Genomic DNA, 17,859 nt, shown 5'->3' on the forward strand with positions numbered 1-17,859 from the left:
TATGAAGAAAATATTAGTTATTTATTATTCCTGGGCAAACTGTAATACAAAGAGAATTGCAGAACAGCTGGCGCAGAGTACTGGAGCAGATATTGCCCGGATTGAAACTGTCCACCCATATTCCGGAAGCTATGAGGAGGTTGTTTTACAGGGAAAGAAGGAAATACAGGATGGAGTTAAACCACAAATAAAACCGCTTGCACATACACCTGATAATTATGACGTAATTGCAATAGGAACTCCCACATGGTGGTATACAATGGCTCCGGCTGTTTCTGCATTTTTTAATCAGTATGATTTAAAAGGGAAAACGGTAATCCCTTTTATTACACATGGCGGCTGGCCTGGGCATGCGATAGAAGATATGAAAAAAAGCTGCAAGGGAGCTGTGATTATCCATGAAATGGAAGTGCGCTTTGATTCTAACGGAGGTGATCACATGGAAACCTCCCAAAGCGCAGTTGATAGTTGGATTGAAGAAATAAAAAAGGATATTTAAAAAGACTGAAAGAACAATGAGGAGGACATATGAAGAGAATATTAAAATGGTTTATGACGGTTTGCATTTTAACTGTACTTATGTCATCCACTGTGTTTGCGGCAGGGTGGACCACAGGGCAGGGAAATAACAATGGGAGATGGTGGTACGATCTTGGAAATGGCCAGTATTACGGCACTTCTGAAGCACCAGTAGAATGGCAGTGGCTGGACGGTAATGGAGATGGTGTGGCAGAGTGCTATGCCTTTGACAGGGAAGGCTGGATGTATGCGGATACTACTACTCCGGATGGGTATATGGTAAATTCGGATGGGGCATGGACAGTTAATGGTGCTGTGCAGACTATGGCAGTAGCTGCTGGCTATGCAGGAACCAGAGTACCAATGCTAGAAACAGATTCAGATGAAACGAAAATTCTGATTGCGTATTTTTCTAAAACAGGTACAACAGAAGAGGCTGCCAGAGAAATTCAGGAGACAGCAGGCGGCGATTTATTTGAAATTACAGTAGCTGACCAGTATCCTTCCAGTTATCAGAGTACCGTGGATCGCGCCCGCAGAGAGTTGGATCAGAACGCCAGACCGGAATTGTCTTCTCGTGTGGAAAATATGGAAGATTATGATGTGATTTTGCTGGGGTATCCAATCTGGTGGCATACAGCTCCGATGGCTGTTAATACATTCCTGGAATCTTATGATTTAACCGGAAAAACAATTCTTCCGTTCTGTACCAGTGGCGGAAGCGGCATTGAGGAAAGTATGCCGGATATTCAGCGCTTGGGCCAGAGCAGAGGAGCATCTGTAGGAAGTGGTCTGACAGCAAACAGTTTAAACAGAGAAGAAATTACCCAGTGGTTGACCCAAAATGGAATTTCTTAATCCGGCAGGTGATTGATTGGGAAAAATAGCAATCATAACATTTGATGATTCAGAAGATATAGCAATGGAGAGAATTTGTTCTATATTAGTAGGAGAAGAGCAGTTTGAAGAGGTAAAATTAGGACAGGGTTTCGTATTGACATTTTCTGAATTGAAAATTAATGAAAAAGAGAAAAATGTATATATCAGAGAAAAGCCAATCCATTTCAGTTATTATGAATTTTATACATTGTACTTTCTTGCAAAACATTCAGGCTGGGTATTTTCCAAAGAGCAAATTTATGAGGCTGTTTGGAAGGAGGCAGGAGAACACGGTGGTTCTGCTGTTACCAATGTAATTGGTCAGATACGGAAAAAATTGAGAGAGGGAGGGGCGAAACAAGAGTACATACAGACGATTATCAATCATGGTTATAAATTTATAGGAGAAGAGGGCTGAGGTCATAAGATCTTGGCTCTTTTTGCCTTCATAGGTCAAAGGTATTATGTTACAATATATGGAGTATAAAACTTGACTAATACTATATATTGTGCTAAACTCACCTTGTAATTGATTTTTGTGCGTATTCCGGTTTGGAATGGCGTTTTTGAAAGAAAACAGAGACGCATTGCACACGCAGTTAAGTTTGTATGGAAATGTCAGTAGTATTACCATGCCTTTCGGGCAGGGATATTACTGGCTTTTTTTATTTTAACGGGAAGTTTCCCGTATGTTTGAAGCGAGAATGACTATGGTTTGCAGATATCAGCAGACAGAAGGCTTTAGGCTCATAGTATTCCCGCTTTTTTTCTGCCCAAATGCCAAAGTGGCTTTGAGGATATATTTTATTTTAAAGAAAGGCGGTATTCATGTATGAATGAAAAGAACAGAAGAAATGAAACCTGGAAGAGGCAGGGAAATGATTACAGGAATCAATGTAAGATTCCACGGAAAATGAATGTTTTCTATCAGAGAAACATTCTGCTTTCCAGAAGAACCGGTATTCCCCGTAAAACACGGAAGGGGGCCTGATGGATGATGGAAGGTTTTTCGCAGAATCCAAGACCTTCTCCGCTGGTTGTAACGGAAACAGCGGAATTATCCAGAGAGGAATGGCTGTCTTTTAGACGCAGGGGAATCGGTGGAAGTGATGTGGCTGCCATACTGGGGATTTCTCCATTCCGGACGGCCAGGGATATTTATTATGACAAATTGGAGATTGCAGATGTGGAAGAAGAGGAAGGAAACTGGGTAGCCATGGAAATGGGGCATCTTCTGGAGGATCTGGTGGCGGAGATATTCCACCGAAAGACGGGGTATAAAATCTACCAGATTAAGAAGATGTTCGCTCACCCACAATATCCCTTTATGTTGGCGGATGTGGATTACTTTATCACTCTGCCAGATGGAAAAACGGCTATTCTGGAGATTAAGACTACAAATTATAATGCCCGTGATAACTGGTGGCTGGGCGGAAAGGAAGCAGTACCGGTCTATTATGAAACCCAGGGACGCCATTATATGGCAGTCATGGACATGGATCAGGTATTTTTCTGTTGTCTGTATGGAAATACGGAGGACGAGGTCATTATTAGGGAAATCAAACGGGATACAGACTATGAAGAGGAAATGATCTATCTGGAGCAGGAGTTCTGGGAGGGATGTGTGCAAAAGAAGCTTCCACCGCCCTATACGGAGAGTGGGGATTTGATTATAGCAAGTTCTCGCCGCCATAGTGGCGTTGCTAACATGGATGCGCCGGTTCTCCCTATGGGAACTGGAATGACCGCAACGCTTATGCGCTATCTGGAACTGCAGGAAGAGAAGAAAAACTCAGAGAAACATTCAAAGAAGCTGGAAAGCGAAATGCAGCGGCTGAAAGGGATTTTGATTGCAGAAATGGGGAGCAGCTGTACGGCCCTGTGCGAAAAAGAAGGAGTCAGTTATACCATAACCTATAATCCGATTCGAAAAGCGGTTATTGACAAGGATAGTCTGCTGAGATTGAAGCTGCAGTATCCAGATATTTACGAGGAATTTGTTACAGTATCGGAATCCAGGAGGTTTCAGGTGAAAATCAGGGAAGCAGAGGCTGCCTGATGAAGAGGGAATTAATTTTATGAATACAGAGAAGAATGAAGGAATCGTTGAGTTACTTATGAAAATCAAGATTGTTTGGGAACGGAGGTAAAGGGATGAGCATTATTGCTACCTATGACAGTAAGATTTTTTATAATCCTGGGAATCGGTATTGCGTGATCCGTGTAAAATCTGCGGACACATCCATTCCGGAAAAGGCCAGGTCAGCCGGACGGTATAAAGACCATCTGATCCGGTTTACAGCGGTGGGGTATGAACTTCCGCTTACGGATGCAGTGGATTTGGAACTGGACGGCGAGTGGGTCAATGGAAAATATGGTCTGCAGCTCCAGGTGGAACAATGGCGCGAGATCGTACCGAAAACCGAGGACGGCGTGGAGAGTTATCTGGGCTCTGGGCTGATTAAGGGAATCGGGGAAAAGACTGCGGCAGAGATTGTTGCCAGATTTGGTATGAATACATTTGAAATCCTAGAAAAAAATCCGGAACGGCTGTTAGAGATAAGAGGGATTACAGAACGGCGGCTGGAGGATATTAAGTCCTCTTATGCAGAAAACCGCATGCTTCAGGATCTGATGAATCTTCTGGCGCCTTTTAAACTGACACCGAAGACAGCGCTGAAAATTTATCAGCACTTTGGTCCGTCCAGTCTTGAAATTTTAAAAAAGAGCCCATTTGAACTCTGCCAGATTTCCGGTTTTGGATTTCGCAGGGTGGATGCCATTGTGCAGAAATCAGGAGGCAGTCTGAATGATCCCATGCGGATTCGGGGAGCAGTTCATTGTGCATTGGGAGAAGCAAAGTCAAAAAAGGGGCATTTGTTTCTTCCAAGGGAAGCCTTGTATAAGGCTGCCTTAAAGCTGCTGAACGAAAGAGTTCCGCTTCCGGAACTGCGTATCCGGCAGGAAGAACTGGAAAGCGTGCTTCAGGATATGATACTGGGAGGAGTGGTTGTTCTGGTAAAAGATAATGTCTATTCACCGGCTGCTTTTTCCCAGGAAGATGAGACAGCCCGGCGGATTGCCCTGCGGCTGGTTGAGCCTTTATCGAAGGAGAACGTTGAGGAAGAACTGGAAGATGTAAAACAACAGTTTGGCTTGACTCCTTCTGAAAAACAGGAGATTGCGGTAAAAACGGCGTTTCGGTATAACACATCCATTATTACCGGTTCTCCTGGTACAGGTAAAACAACCGTTTTGAAGATGATTCTGGAAGTTTATCGGAAACTTCATGCAGACAGGAAAATTGTTTTAATGGCTCCTACAGGACGGGCCAGCCGGCGTATGGCGGAAAGTACTGGATTTGAAGATGCCAAAACCATGCACAGCAGTCTGGGGCTTGTCGGTGAAGAGGATGAGGAGACTACAAAAAAGGAGGCTCTTTTAGATGCTGGTCTGATCATTATAGATGAGTTTTCCATGGTAGACATGTGGCTGGCAATGAAATTTTTTACCCGCCTTGGAGAAAAGACGAAAATTGTCATGGTAGGAGATCCGGACCAGCTTCCCAGTGTTGGGGCTGGCAATGTGTTCCATGAACTGATCCAGTGTGGGCTGATTCCGGTTACGGTTTTGGATCAGATTTTTCGGCAGTCGAAAGACAGCCTGATTGCCTATAATGCGAAGTTTATCAATGAAGGAACGAGCAAGCTGTATTATGGGAACGATTTTGTTTTTATGGACAGCGACAGCCAGGAAGAAACATCCGAGATGATTATGGAACTGTATCTTCAGGAGGTTGCCGAACATGGAATTGAGAAGGTACAGATTCTTTCTCCATTCCGGTCAGAAGGCGCTGCGGCTGTGGAACAGCTGAATGCGGTCATCAGAGAGCTGGTGAATCCTTACTGTTCGGAGGAAGAAGAAATACGGTTGGGAGCAAAGAACTTTCGTGTTGGAGACCGGATTATGCAGACAAAAAATATAGAGAGAGTTTCTAACGGAGATCTGGGATTTATCCGTTACATAAAGGAAACGGAGGATGGACAGCGAATCGGCATGGATTTTGGCGGAAACCGGCAGCTGGAATATAGCATAGAAGATATGGTTAATCTGGATCATGCGTATGCAACGACAATCCATAAAGCCATGGGTTCCGAGTATGATACGATTATTATGCCTATTGTAAAAGCACACTCCATTATGCTTTACCGGAACCTTTTATATACGGGAATCACGCGTGCGAAAAAGAAAGTGATACTGATCGGTCAGAAATCCATTTTGTTTATGGCAATTCATAAGACGGATATCAGTAAGAGAAACACGCTTCTGGGAGCCCGTATTTGTCTGTATTATAAGGCGTTTGTACGAAGTGCAGGACTTCCGGTTCGTGAGCCTATGGAAGAATTGAAATATGCAGGTTAATTGGGATGAATGTGCAGAAAACACATAAGCTATCCCCTATTTATTAATAAGGAAGGAGTTTTAAAAATGAGTAAAAATGAAAATCATGTGCCAACTATGTATGAACGAATCTCTGCGGTAGCAGCTCTGAATCGGGTTCCAGGATTTGATCCGGTAAAGCTGCTTCGGCGTACCATTTCGCCTAAGACTAAGGAGGAGGTGCTGCGGTTAGATTTTCCATACAAGAAGTTATGGTTCCGGCTGGCAAATCCAAAGGGGAGAATCCGCTTGAATGCCCTTCGGATTACGGAACAGCTTGCAATCTTTGAAGCACAGGTGTTTTTAGACCGCAGTGATGCGGAACCGATTGGCAGCTTTACATCCTGTTGTACTAAAGAAGAGGCACCAGATGGACAGTATATCCAGGCAGCCCAGCGCGAGGCAATGAATGAGGCTCTTTCCGATGCAGGATATGGTCTTCAGTTTGCTGATGTCAGTATGGATAGGGAAGAACGGCGCTATGGAAGTGAGATTCCGGTGCAGAAAAAGACAGAAGGAAAAAAGCCGGCTGAGATAAACAAAACAATGGAAGCAAAGGCAGCGATACAGAATGAGCCATCTGTAAATGTAGTAGCTGCTGGGAAAAAGATGTTTGTACCGGAAACAGATACCAAGCCGGAAGAGCTGCCTGTAAAAATGACAGAGGAGACTTTACCTGTGTCGGTTGATCCTGTGCAAGGGACATTAGGGGTTCAGGAGGAGGAAACGCTTCCTGTTACTGTAGGGGCTGAAAAACAGCTGGAAGGAGTAGGTCAGGAGGCACTGCCTGTTACAAAAGAACAGCCGCAAGGACAAAAAACATTGGAAAACGCACCGAAATACACCATGGACATGCCGGTAGAGCAGATCATGGAACTGATGACCTTTGAGGAAGCCCAGGAGGTCGTGGTAGATACGGGAGTATGCAACGGCTGGAAGATTCGTGATGTTGCAGAACGCAGGGCAGCAAGCCTGAAATTCTATGTTTACGGTGGATATAAAGGACCGAACAATATTCTTCGTGCAGCGGCCAGACTTGCGTTAGATGCGCTGACCGGTCAGAAGGCAGGATGAGTGCGGATTCAATAGGAATCCCATATTTTATGTCAGGAAGGGAGGCTGTAAGCGATGTCATCCTATTCTCAGGATTTTCCCTTTGGAATCATGGATGTGGTGGAACTCCTTCATTTGAGAGTCCGGAGGAGGCAGGCGAACAGTGTGTATGTAGACTGTCCGTTCTGTGGAGACCTTCGGGGAAAAATGAATGTGAATTACGTGAAAAATGTCTGGAGATGTAACTATTGCGACGAGCATGGCGGTATGTTGGCTCTTTATGCAAGGTATCATCATATTACAAATTCAGACGCTTATCGGGAAATCTGTGATGCTCTGCAGACGGGAGAAACTTCCTGGGGATATGAGGAAAAAGGAATGTCTGCGGCTGAAGCGAAGGAAACGAAAGTTCCGGCTGCAGCGCAGACATCCAGGATAGATCATGGGATTTCAGAAGAAACAGAGCAGTCTCCAAGAGCCAGCACTCAGGAGATACACCAGACGCTGTCCCTGCTATTTGAAATGCTGTCTTTAAAGCCAAATCATCGGGCTCACCTCCGTTCAGAAAAGCGGGGACTGACCGATGAACAGATTCAGGAATGTGGGTTTAAAAGCACGCCTCCGTTTTTTCTTTGCAGGACGCTTACAGAGAGACTGATCCGGCAGGGATGTACGGTGGCGGGTGTGCCAGGCTTTTATATGGATGAGCATGGACGCTGGACCGTGAAATTTGGAAGCCGGACTTCCGGTATTCTGATTCCAGCGGTAGGAATTGACGGTCTGATTCGTGGAGCACAGATCCTTCTGGATGTTCCGTTGAAAAATCCAGATGATCCGCCGGAGAAAGCAGGAGCCAAATATATCTGGCTGTCATCCTCCACAAAGTATATGGGGGTAACATCCGGCAGTCCGGTCCATTTTATAGGAAATCCCTTTGCACGCACGATTTATGTGACGGAGGGACTTTTGAAAGCCGATATTGCTCATTTTCTGATGAACCGGTCTTTTGTTGCCATTGCCGGAGCCAATAATGCAGCCCAGTTGGAGCCTTTGTTTGCTTTGCTGGCGCAGAATGGTACGGAACTGATCGTGGAGGCTCATGATATGGATAAGTACAATAATGAGATGACGGCAAAGGGAAGCTCCAAGATCTATCTGTATGCAAGACAGCAAGGAATCGATTGCCGGCGGCTGACATGGAATCCCAATTATAAGGGGATTGATGACTGGCAGCTTGCACTCAGGCAGAAGGAACATCAGAAAAATACAGAGTTGAAGGAACTTTCAGAAGAGGAAAGCAGCAGACAGGCATTCCGGATCTATCAGCTGGAGCTTGGAGAGGGGGTGCAGACCATTCCCTTTGCATTTTTGGGAATTGAGGCGCTTCATAAGGCTGGGTATGAGCAGCCGCCGGCAGACAGGTATCGTCTTGTATGTGAGACGGAAATATCATATCCAAAGGAATATGGTGAGACAGAACGATTACAGTATCTGAAGGCATATTACCAGAGTCTGGTTCCACAAGATTATCGGGGACGCCTACTGGCACCTTCCGATATTGTGGAGCTATATGGGAAAGAAGGACGCAGGTATTTTTATGTGGGTGCGAAGGACTTTGAACCAGTGCGGTTTTCTCCGTTTCTGGCCAAACCGCTGCCGCAGAATGAAACCAAAATAATGTAGTTTTATATTTTTAAGTATGAAATAAAACAGCAAAGGCATGGAAGGGGAGAGATTCTGTTCTGTGCCTTTTTCTTGGAAAGGAGTTTATGATGGGAGACTTATCAGATAAGAATAGTTTGAATACCGCTTTTATGGTGTGTGACGAGGAAAATCCGTTTGAAAGAGATATGCAGGATATGGAACGGGATTCAGAAGATGCTTTTTTTGAGGATGATGAAGAGGAGGAGATGATTCAGGAAGTTGTGGAAGAACAGAAGGAGAAAGACTGCGATCCAGATGAGGCTAGGAAACGGGCAGAGCATGAGAAAGCTGAAGAAAAGCGGCGTCTGGAGTGGGAAGCAAAGCAACAGGAAAAACGTAATGCCGAAAAAGAACAGCTTGCACGTATTGAGACTATGAGCGATGAAGAATTGGTGGCTGCTTCAGCAGAACGGATTGGAAAGGATACGGAAAAGCTGACACGCCGTAATATGAAGGAGTGTGTTTCCGAATATATCCAGACCTTATGTTTTGAAGATGTGGCGTTTGCACGGCTGACAATGCAGCCGAAAAAGAACATGGTACGCTGTTTCCAGTACATTAACCGGAAAGCCTATGAGTATGTGCAGGATGAGATGAAAGCGAATGGTATGAAAAATGGAGGAGGCATGCAGTGCTATGCCAGCGATATTCCTGATGATCTTTGTTATCACTGGGCGGAAGAATATTTCCGGACAGCAGATGTGAAGGAAGATGAGGAAAAAGAGGAATCATTTATTCCAAGACCATATAAAGGCGCTTCGGGGGCAAAAACCAATACGAAAAAGCCGGCTAAGAAAAAAGCGGAACAGAAGAAAGAGAAAAAAACAGAGGGTAACAGCGGGCAGATGTCGTTCCTGAACCAGTTATCTTTGCCAGGTATAGAGAAAATGGAGGAGAAAGCGGGATGAAAAAGATAGACAAAAGGAGCTGCCGCAAGGTTCTTGATCCGGCGGGGCAGCTGAATCTTAACCACGGAGTATTCCACGCAGAATCGATTTCTTATATCGTTCGTACAGCTGTTAAAAATATAGGGCATCAGAGGCTTCTGGTGCTCTATGTGTATTCCAGAAAAGAGGCTGTAAATGGAAGTTTTTTGCCTAAATGGACGGTATTTCAGAGCAAGAACGATTATATTACATTGGAACGGAAGGACGATGGAACGACCATCTGGCGAACTGCAGCATTTCTGAATCTGGACAGGGAGCATTACCGTACCGATCGGTCTGCATGTTATTCCATGAGGGATGATAAACGAATCTCCAATTTTTTTCAAAGAGACGGAGATGGATTGAAGATTCTGAACCAGGTACAGAATGAAATCCAGCATCGAAGGCGTAGGGAAAGACAGTGTATACGGGAACGGGAAATTATTTCCCGTATGAAAAATCTGCCGCCACTTCCGAAAGGGGTGGAGCCATGGATTCGGAAAAGCATTATGCCGGCTTATTTTTTCTACGATTACAAGAAAGGGAAAAAGAAGCAGAAGGGAATCTGCTCTGCCTGTGGAACAGAAAGTGCCCTTGAAAATGTGAAGCATAACATGGAAGGAATATGCCCCCATTGCCACCACCGGATTATTATGAAAGCAAGAGGACGGCGGGGATATCTGTATGACAGGGAAACCTGTCAGGTAATCCAGAGAGTTGGGGAAAGTGAAGTGGTGATACGGGTTTTGAAGTCTGCTATCTCTATCATAGAAAAGAAACGATACAGAAGAAGAATTTTTATGAAGCTGCCCGTATTTTTGTAAGGCTTAATGAGAAAGGAAGACCAGAATACGAAAGTTTCTATTATGATTTTGGAAAGGGCATACTGACAAAATGGAAGAAAGGGGAGAGATCAAGAATTAGTATGTGGCAGGAAAGCTATGAGGCGGATCTCTGTGGTCATGTGTACTGCAATAATTTAGGGCGGGCTTTACCAGGAACGCCCTGGCAGTATTGTCCTGTTCAGCTGTTTTATGAGAGGTTTCATCGACCTATGGAACTGATACCATTTCTTGCAGGATATCTGAGACACCCAAGAATGGAACATTTGGTAAAAATGGGCTTTTATGCCTTGGTGACAGAGATGGTTTACGGTTACAGCCATCAAAATTTTTTGGATGAAACTCAAAACCGAACCCATCGGATTTTGAAGGTAGCAGCAGAAGATATTCCTTATCTTAGGGATATAGATGTATCAGAGCAGCTTCTTCGGATGTTTCAGGAGTATTATCGTTTGAATCTGAAAGACAGACATAGGTTACTGGACTGGCAGATAAAAAATAAAGTACAGAGGGATGTTCTTAGCATCCTTGCTTATATGACTGTTCATAAAATGATAAGGTATCTGGATGAGCAGAATTCTTTCCTGTGTGTACGAAAAACACAGCATGGTACTCTCAGGTATAAAAATATGCAGGAGGTTGTAAGCGAGTACAGAGATTATCTGGATATGTGTCAGAAGCAGAAGTACGACATGAGAAACAGCTTTGTACTCTATCCGAGGGATCTTCAAAAGGCCCATGATAAGGTAGCGCATAGGATCAAGCTGAAAGCAGATGCAAAGCTGCGAAAGGATTTTAAAATTGCATACCAGCGCATTATGAAACAGCTTGATTTTGAATGGAATAGTATGAAGATAGTGTATCCATCTTCACTGGAGGAAATCATTGCAGAGGGACACGCTCTTCATCATTGTGTAGGCAGCTATGTGGATCGTGTGGCAAAGAAGGAATGCATCATCTTATTTTTGAGGTTATGTGAGGAGATAACAAAACCTTTTTATACCATAGAGGTGAGAAATCAGAAAGTAATACAGGTGCGAGGAATGAAAAATGATAACGCGACACCGGAGGTACAGAAATTTATGGATCAATGGACAAGCAGGGTTCTTCAGGCACCTGTAGTATCGAAAGCAGCATAACAAAAATTTTGCAGGACACCGGTTTCGGTGTCCTGTTTTTAAAGGAGGGCAATATGAAGCAGCTGGGTAATTTAGCAATTGTCTGCGCAGGGAAAAGAAACCTTGTTATGCAGATCTTTGATGGAAAGGTAAGTGTCCATGCCGATTCGGAAGCCGGAGGGTTTCATCGGATAATGGCATGGGATGATGACGAAGAAATTTTAGAAGTGATCCGTGAACTGAATTTTGGAAGATATGATAGCAGCAGTGAATCAGGAAAGGAGCAGCTATGATTAAGAACTTGAACCAGTTGAAAAAAACATTGAAGAAGGGTACCTGTTTTGAAATCATAGGACATTGCAGGGAGGAGTTCGTCGGGCAGAAACGAATGGTGACGGTGGCAAACACCCAGGGCTTTTACAGCATTATTCCGGATGATCCAGAAAATAAGATTACCCTTGCCAATAATGGAAAAGGATCTGTCCTCTGGTGGAGCAAGGCTGGTTTCTGGAAATTTGAGAATGGTGTCTGCAGTGTGTACAGCAGTAATACGGAACATACAGAAAAGTTTTTGATTATGTCTTTTAAGGTAGAAGAAAAGGAGGCGGCATGATGGCACAGACGACAGTAGAAAGGCTGAGGGAACTGACAAGCCTGCTGAACCAGTACAGGGATGAATATTATAACAAAAATGCTCCAACTGTTTCGGATGAGATATACGACAGACTCTTTGACGAACTGGTAAGTCTGGAGGAAGAAACGGGAATCTTCATGGCAAATTCTCCATCGCAGACCGTAGGATATCCTGCAGTCAGCAGTCTGGAAAAAACGGAGCATAAGATTCCGTTGCTTTCTTTGGATAAAACAAAAAGCGTCGGGGAACTTCACCGGTTTATGGGAGGACAGCAGATCCTTTTAATGTTAAAGCTGGATGGGCTGACAATGAAGCTGACCTATGAAGGAGGAAACCTTGTAGAAGCATCTACCCGTGGGGATGGTAATGTGGGAGAAATTGTTACCCACAATGTCTGCGGCATTACGGGCATTCCGATGCAGATCCCATACAGGGAACGGCTGGTGGTAACCGGAGAAGCGCTTATTCGTCCAAGTGATTTTGAAACGCTTCGGGCAACATTGACGGACAGCAATGGCAGTCCTTATAAAAACGGAAGAAATCTGGCTGCCGGATCGGTGCGCCTGCTGGCTGCTGAAATTTGTAAGGACAGGAAAGTTACTTTCATGCCATTCCATGTTCTGGAAGGATTTCCAGAAATGGAGAAAAAATCGAAAAAGCTGAAGAATCTGTCTGCACTTGGTTTTCAGGTCTGTAAATATTTTGTAACCAGAGCGGACAGGGAGCTTACTTTGAGTGAACTGGAGGAAGGAATCGCAGAGCTGCGAAAGTATGCAGCAGACAATGATATTCCCATTGATGGGATTGTGATGACCTATAATGACATCGATTATTCCAAGTCCTGCGGGCGGACCGGACACCACTATAAGGATGGGCTGGCATTCAAATTTGAAGATGACCTGTTTGAAAGCCGCCTGCGTTATGTTGAGTGGACTCCAACGCGCTCAGGGGAGATTGTGCCGGTTGCGGTATTTGAACCAGTGGAAATAGACGGCTGCGAGGTGTCCAGAGCCAGCCTGCATAACCTTTCTTTTATTGAAGATTTGGAGCTGATGCCTGGGAACCGGATTCTGGTAAGCAAACGAAACATGATCATCCCTCATGTGGAGGAAAATCTGGACAGAGGAGGTTTTTCTTTGGGGAAATTGGTTCCCCAGACCTGTCCCTGTTGTGGACAGCCTACCCGTATCCATGAAAGCAGTGCAGTATCCGGTGGGAAAAAAAAGATCCGAACACTGTTCTGTGACAATTCTTCCTGTGAAACGAGACGGCTGCGGCAGTTTGTTCACTTTGCCAGCCAGAAAGCCATGAATATTGAAGGCTTGTCAGAGGCTACCTTGGAGAAATTTATTGGGTGTGGATGGATTCATTCCTATATGGATATTTACCGGCTGGATGAGCATAGAGGCGAAATCGTGCAGATGGAGGGATTTGGAGAAAAATCCTGGCAGAGATTGTGGGATGCAATTCAAAAGAGCAGAAATACAACCTTTGAACGGTATCTGATTGCGATGGACATCCCCATGGTTGGGAATACGGCCAGCAGGGCGTTGGGACGACTGTTTGGCGGAAATCTTGGCGTATTTGAAAATGCGGTACATCTTGGATTTGATTTTACGCAGCTTCCTGATTTTGGGGAGACAATGCATCATCATATTCATGAGTGGTTTTGTGATGAAGAAAATTTATATGTATGGGAGGAATTGCAGAAGATGATGAATATTCAGAATACGAGTGTGACGGAAAAGGGTGCTGAGACAAGGGAAAATCCCTTTGCGGGGCTGACCATAGTGGTAACAGGAAAGGTAGAGCCTTATACCCGCAGCGAAATCAATGAAAAGATTGAATCCCTGGGGGCTCATGCAGGAAGTTCTGTGAGCCGCAGGACAGACTATCTGATCTGTGGGGAAAATGCCGGAAGCAAGCTGGAGAAAGCAAGGGCTCTTGGAATAAAAGTGCTGACTCCGGAAGAATTTTTCCGCATGGCAGGAGAGTAAGGAGGATACTGTGACGGACAGAATTATGGTAAAAATAGCGTCGGTGGAGCAAGGCTTTTATTTCCGTACAATTTCCAGAGAATATCGTTCCTTGAAAAGCTTTTATTTTACAGAAGATAGTTTGAAAGAGTTGGAGAAAACAGGGCATGTGATGGAATGGGATATACACTCCTTTGCCAGAATCAGCCTGAGCAAAACAGCGGAAGGAAGAAAAATCATAAGGTTTGTTTTATACTGGCTGAGCTGTGACTGCCAGGGAAATGTAACCGGACGGAAGGAAGAACTGGAATTATATTACGATCAGTTTCAGTGCTGCCTTGAGGAAAGCAGCAAAGAAAATGGACAGGTTCAAAACCTGCTGTCCGTGAGAGCAGGGAAAAAACCGATGCTAGAGTTTCAAAGCTGCAGAAATCTGCGAGAGGTTACAAGACAGAAAACGGTAAGGAAGAAGTTGGGAAGGTTTCTGGATCAGAATTTTAACTGGACAAGCGCCAGAAAGATTGTGATTACAGATGATTTTGAGCCATACAGCTTTTTCTTTGAAGAAATCCTGGAATCAGGGACAGGGATTTGCGGAGGAATTATTCTGCATAACCGCGAAGATTTGTCAACGGCGTACTATGGGATACATACCTAGTTTTAGGTTGAAAGAATTGTATTTATGAAAAGAAGGTGTATCGGCATATTGCTATGTCGGTATGCCTTCTTTTTTTGATTTTTGTTGAAAGAATGCGCATAACATGCGTAAAGGATAGGTATAAAGGAAAACAAAAGGAGATGTGAAGCTATGTTAATTGCAATCGATCATGGAAATAAGCAGATGAAAACAATCCACTGTGAACCGTTTGTATCTGGAATACAGGAAAGTGCCACAAAGCCGTTTGGAAAGAATGTTCTGAAATATCAGGATAAATTTTATACTCTTTCCAACCAGAGGATTCCATATAAGCGGGATAAGACCGAGGATGAGCGATTTTTTGTTCTTACGCTGTTTGGAATTGCAGGAGAAATTTTAAACAGGAATTGTTATGAAGAAGAAGCTATGCGTATCCAGCTGGCAGTCGGTCTTCCACCTGCTCATTATGGCGCACAGTATCGGTCTTTCGTGAAGTATTTTTCTGAACGCGGTGTAGTAAGTTTTGCTTATCGTGGAAATAACTATGCCATTTATATTGATGATGTGAAATGCTATCCGCAGGCATATGCGGCAGCTGTAACCAGGTTAAAGGAGCTGATCGGGCATCCACGGGTACTGATTGTAGATATTGGAGGATTTACTGCAGATTATTTGTTAATGCGGAATGGAGAATGTGACTTGTCGGTATGTGATTCCTTGGAAAATGGTGTTATCGTACTTTATAACCGCATTCGGACAAAGGTTAACTCTGAGTTTAATGTGTTACTGGAAGAAGCGGATATTGATGCCATTCTAAAGGGGCAGGGGGAAGCCTATTCGCCAGTGATTTCTTCTCTTGTTATGAGACTAGCTCAGGATTTTGTCAATGATTTATTCAGTAGTCTGCGAGAGAGGATGCTGGATGTATCGGCCGGTGTAGTCGTTTTTGTAGGTGGAGGCGCAATTCTGCTTAGGAATCAGATTGAGGTATCTGGAAAGGTAGGAAAGGCGATATTTATAGAGGATATCAATGCCAATGCAAAGGGCTATGAGTTTCTTTATCTGTCGGAATCTATGAGCAGGTGATAGTATGAGGGCAAAAAAGGACAGAGAGAGATTTAGTATTAAATTTAATGAAAATGATCCGGCTCACAGGAACGTCATAGACATATTGGAGCAACAGGGGCCAAGGCAAAAGGCACAGTTTATTGCAAATGCGATCCTTCATTACATCCACTGTCCGGAAACTCTGGATACTAGGATTACACAGACGGTTGATGTAGCATTTATTGAGAAGATTGTACTGGAAATTTTAAAGGAGCAGGGGATGGGAGAAATAAATGTGGGGTCAGGACAAGTTGTTTCAAATCCGGTAATAAGGAATATGGGTGAACCGAAGAAAGTATCAAAGGATCTAGAAACCAGAATTCTGGACGATGAGATGATGGAAATGATTGCACATACCATGTCTGCATTTCGAAGTAAATGAAGAAAAGAGGCTGGAAGGTTTTAAGTTTTCCTTCTAGACCTCTTTTTCATGAATAGCGGCAATGTAACTATTTACAATATTTTCCAGATGTCGGTATTGTGTCGGAGTTAATTCCGAGATTTTAGATGACAGATACGAACAGTCATTTTCGGTTATCTTTCCGGTTAGGAGATAATCGGTACTAATCTGAAGCGCTGAACAGATTCGGATAATATTCTCAGGGCGTAATGCTTTTTTTCCAAGTTCTGCATAAGATATAGTTTGTGAGGTAATTTCAGATAATTCAGCAAGTTCTTCTTGTGTGAGCCGAAGCTGTTTTCGCCGAGTTAGGAGCCGATTCCCTATTTGATTTAATAGTTCACTCATAATATTCTTCCTTATTTATTTCTATAGTTGAATTTTATATACCATAAGCGAAAATATCGAGCGAACATAGTTGAAATTTATCAACTATAGCACATATAATGATAGAGAATAATACATGAAGGAGAACAAAAGATGGAAAAAAGGGCATGCGCAGTAACCGGACATGATCCAAAACGCTTTAAGTTTAAATACAAAGAAGACTATAGTTTATGTAAAAAAATTAAAAGGACAATAAAAAATGAAATACAACGGCTTTATGATGAGGAAAATGTTAGGACATTTTATGTTGGGGGTAGTTTAGGGGTAGATATGTGGGCAGGAGAAATTGCACTTCGTTTGAAGGAGCAGCCAGGGTATAAAGACATAGAACTTGTGGTAGTTCTTCCATTTCCAGATCATGAAAAGGATTGGGATAAAAGGAGTAAAATGCGACTGTCATTTCTTATAAATCACAGCGAAGACTGTAAAATTATAGGACAGAAGAAAAATCAAAGAAGTTATATAGAGAAAGATATATATATGGTAGATCAGACAGAATATCTGCTAGCGGTGTATGATAATAATTCTGATGAAAAGCTACAAATAACAAAAATGGTAAGGTATGCTTTGAGTAAAGGAAAAGGAGTTATCATGATCCATCCGGATACAGCTGAAATAGTTTAATAATACATTAGGAGAATGTGCAGGTTCCGCTGAGGTGTTAAATGTCTTTTTTATCATTTTTCCTCTGCGAGAATATTGTTGATGAGTACCTTTCGCAAATCCTGTCATTTTTTGCACTGACTTATATGTTTTTTGAAGGAGAGATTTTTTAAGTGTCTGCTCAAATGTATGGAAGAGGGCACTTTATAGGTATCTATCTCGGATAAATATTATAAAATAAAAATGGGATAAGTTTATAAAAAATTAAGATAGTTTGGCAAATTCATTGATAATTCATAAATGATTCATAAATCGTTTTGATAGAATCATTTTGTGGCATTACAATACAAATCCCTGAAAAGAGAAAGTAAGCAGTACCTGACACTAGAGGTGCAATACCTGATTCTATAGACAACAGTCTTTATCTTATTAAATGATAGATAAAGGCTGTTTTTTTGTTAGGGCAAAGCCCTGTTTACCATTGTGGAGTTTTTCGTTGATCCGAAAAACGGAACTTTGGAAAACAAATAAACCACCTGCTATGCAGGTGAGTTAGAATTGCTTCAGCTTACAGCAAAAAACCTCCAGTGTTATAATTAATGTAAGGTTCGCCAACCGCATTAATAAACAAAGG

At 43.2% G+C, this 17,859-nt stretch carries 18 protein-coding genes; 17 read left to right on the forward strand and 1 reads right to left on the reverse strand.

Annotated features, from left to right (window positions below; translation table 11 throughout):
• Position 1: 1 nt before the first annotated feature.
• From C1A07_RS12255 to C1A07_RS12325, 16 genes are all read left to right on the forward strand, one after another.
• Entirely contained in the window at positions 2 to 499 is a 498-nt protein-coding gene (locus tag C1A07_RS12255; RefSeq protein WP_101877349.1) for a flavodoxin, read from the forward strand.
• 29 nt (positions 500 to 528) lie between these two features.
• Positions 529 to 1,377 (forward strand): flavodoxin, encoded by an 849-nt coding sequence (locus C1A07_RS12260; RefSeq protein ID WP_242972311.1) that lies wholly within the window; start codon positions 529 to 531, stop codon positions 1,375 to 1,377.
• A 16-nt stretch (positions 1,378 to 1,393) separates the two neighbouring features.
• On the forward strand, positions 1,394 to 1,816 hold the full coding sequence (locus C1A07_RS12265; protein WP_101877350.1) for a winged helix-turn-helix domain-containing protein: 423 nt from the start codon (positions 1,394 to 1,396) through the stop codon (positions 1,814 to 1,816).
• Between the two features lie 576 nt (positions 1,817 to 2,392).
• A complete protein-coding gene (locus C1A07_RS12270) occupies positions 2,393 to 3,457 on the forward strand; it encodes a YqaJ viral recombinase family nuclease (RefSeq protein ID WP_101877351.1) in 1,065 nt (354 codons plus the stop codon).
• A gap of 95 nt (positions 3,458 to 3,552) precedes the next feature.
• Positions 3,553 to 5,820, forward strand: coding sequence for an SF1B family DNA helicase RecD2 (gene recD2 / locus C1A07_RS12275; RefSeq protein ID WP_101877352.1), 2,268 nt, complete (start codon positions 3,553 to 3,555; stop codon positions 5,818 to 5,820).
• A gap of 66 nt (positions 5,821 to 5,886) precedes the next feature.
• Entirely contained in the window at positions 5,887 to 6,912 is a 1,026-nt protein-coding gene (locus tag C1A07_RS12280) for a hypothetical protein (RefSeq protein ID WP_180952250.1), read from the forward strand.
• Between the two features lie 54 nt (positions 6,913 to 6,966).
• Positions 6,967 to 8,574: a YodL domain-containing protein gene (locus tag C1A07_RS12285; protein ID WP_101877353.1), complete on the forward strand. Its 1,608-nt coding sequence runs from the start codon at positions 6,967 to 6,969 to the stop codon at positions 8,572 to 8,574.
• 86 nt (positions 8,575 to 8,660) lie between these two features.
• Positions 8,661 to 9,503 carry a Cas9 inhibitor AcrIIA9 family protein gene (locus C1A07_RS12290; protein WP_101877354.1) on the forward strand — a complete coding sequence of 281 codons (843 nt, stop codon included), beginning with the start codon at positions 8,661 to 8,663 and terminating at the stop codon, positions 9,501 to 9,503.
• Positions 9,500 to 10,345: a hypothetical protein gene (locus tag C1A07_RS16455; protein WP_242972312.1), complete on the forward strand. Its 846-nt coding sequence runs from the start codon at positions 9,500 to 9,502 to the stop codon at positions 10,343 to 10,345. The genes C1A07_RS12290 and C1A07_RS16455 overlap by 4 nt, the downstream gene beginning before the upstream one ends.
• A 101-nt stretch (positions 10,346 to 10,446) precedes the next feature.
• Positions 10,447 to 11,502 carry a PcfJ domain-containing protein gene (locus C1A07_RS16460; protein ID WP_242972313.1) on the forward strand — a complete coding sequence of 352 codons (1,056 nt, stop codon included), beginning with the start codon at positions 10,447 to 10,449 and terminating at the stop codon, positions 11,500 to 11,502.
• 53 nt (positions 11,503 to 11,555) lie between these two features.
• Positions 11,556 to 11,774 (forward strand): hypothetical protein, encoded by a 219-nt coding sequence (locus C1A07_RS12300; RefSeq protein ID WP_101877355.1) that lies wholly within the window; start codon positions 11,556 to 11,558, stop codon positions 11,772 to 11,774.
• Positions 11,771 to 12,094, forward strand: a complete 324-nt coding sequence (locus tag C1A07_RS12305; protein WP_101877356.1) for a hypothetical protein — start codon at positions 11,771 to 11,773, stop codon at positions 12,092 to 12,094. Before C1A07_RS12300 ends, C1A07_RS12305 begins: the two co-directional genes overlap by 4 nt.
• Positions 12,094 to 14,112 carry an NAD-dependent DNA ligase LigA gene (ligA, locus tag C1A07_RS12310; protein ID WP_101877357.1) on the forward strand — a complete coding sequence of 673 codons (2,019 nt, stop codon included), beginning with the start codon at positions 12,094 to 12,096 and terminating at the stop codon, positions 14,110 to 14,112. The genes C1A07_RS12305 and ligA overlap by 1 nt, the downstream gene beginning before the upstream one ends.
• 10 nt (positions 14,113 to 14,122) lie before the next feature.
• Positions 14,123 to 14,749, forward strand: a complete 627-nt coding sequence (locus tag C1A07_RS12315; RefSeq protein ID WP_101877358.1) for a hypothetical protein — start codon at positions 14,123 to 14,125, stop codon at positions 14,747 to 14,749.
• A 150-nt stretch (positions 14,750 to 14,899) separates the two neighbouring features.
• On the forward strand, positions 14,900 to 15,814 hold the full coding sequence (locus tag C1A07_RS12320; RefSeq protein ID WP_101877359.1) for a ParM/StbA family protein: 915 nt from the start codon (positions 14,900 to 14,902) through the stop codon (positions 15,812 to 15,814).
• Between the two features lie 4 nt (positions 15,815 to 15,818).
• A complete protein-coding gene (locus tag C1A07_RS12325; RefSeq protein WP_101877360.1) occupies positions 15,819 to 16,217 on the forward strand; it encodes a hypothetical protein in 399 nt (132 codons plus the stop codon).
• Positions 16,218 to 16,250: 33 nt separating this feature from the next.
• On the opposite strand, the gene C1A07_RS12330 is transcribed toward C1A07_RS12325, so the two are convergent.
• Positions 16,251 to 16,583, reverse strand: a complete 333-nt coding sequence (locus C1A07_RS12330) for a helix-turn-helix domain-containing protein (protein ID WP_101877361.1) — start codon at positions 16,581 to 16,583, stop codon at positions 16,251 to 16,253.
• 132 nt (positions 16,584 to 16,715) lie between these two features.
• Here C1A07_RS12330 and C1A07_RS12335 point away from each other — a divergent pair, with 132 nt between their 5' ends.
• Entirely contained in the window at positions 16,716 to 17,246 is a 531-nt protein-coding gene (locus tag C1A07_RS12335) for an SLOG family protein (RefSeq protein ID WP_101877362.1), read from the forward strand.
• The last annotated feature ends 613 nt before the right edge of the window (positions 17,247 to 17,859 follow it).

Origin of the sequence: Lachnoclostridium edouardi (assembly GCF_900240245.1) — a bacterium.
GTDB classification, from domain to species: Bacteria; Bacillota; Clostridia; order Lachnospirales; family Lachnospiraceae; genus Lachnoclostridium_A; species Lachnoclostridium_A edouardi.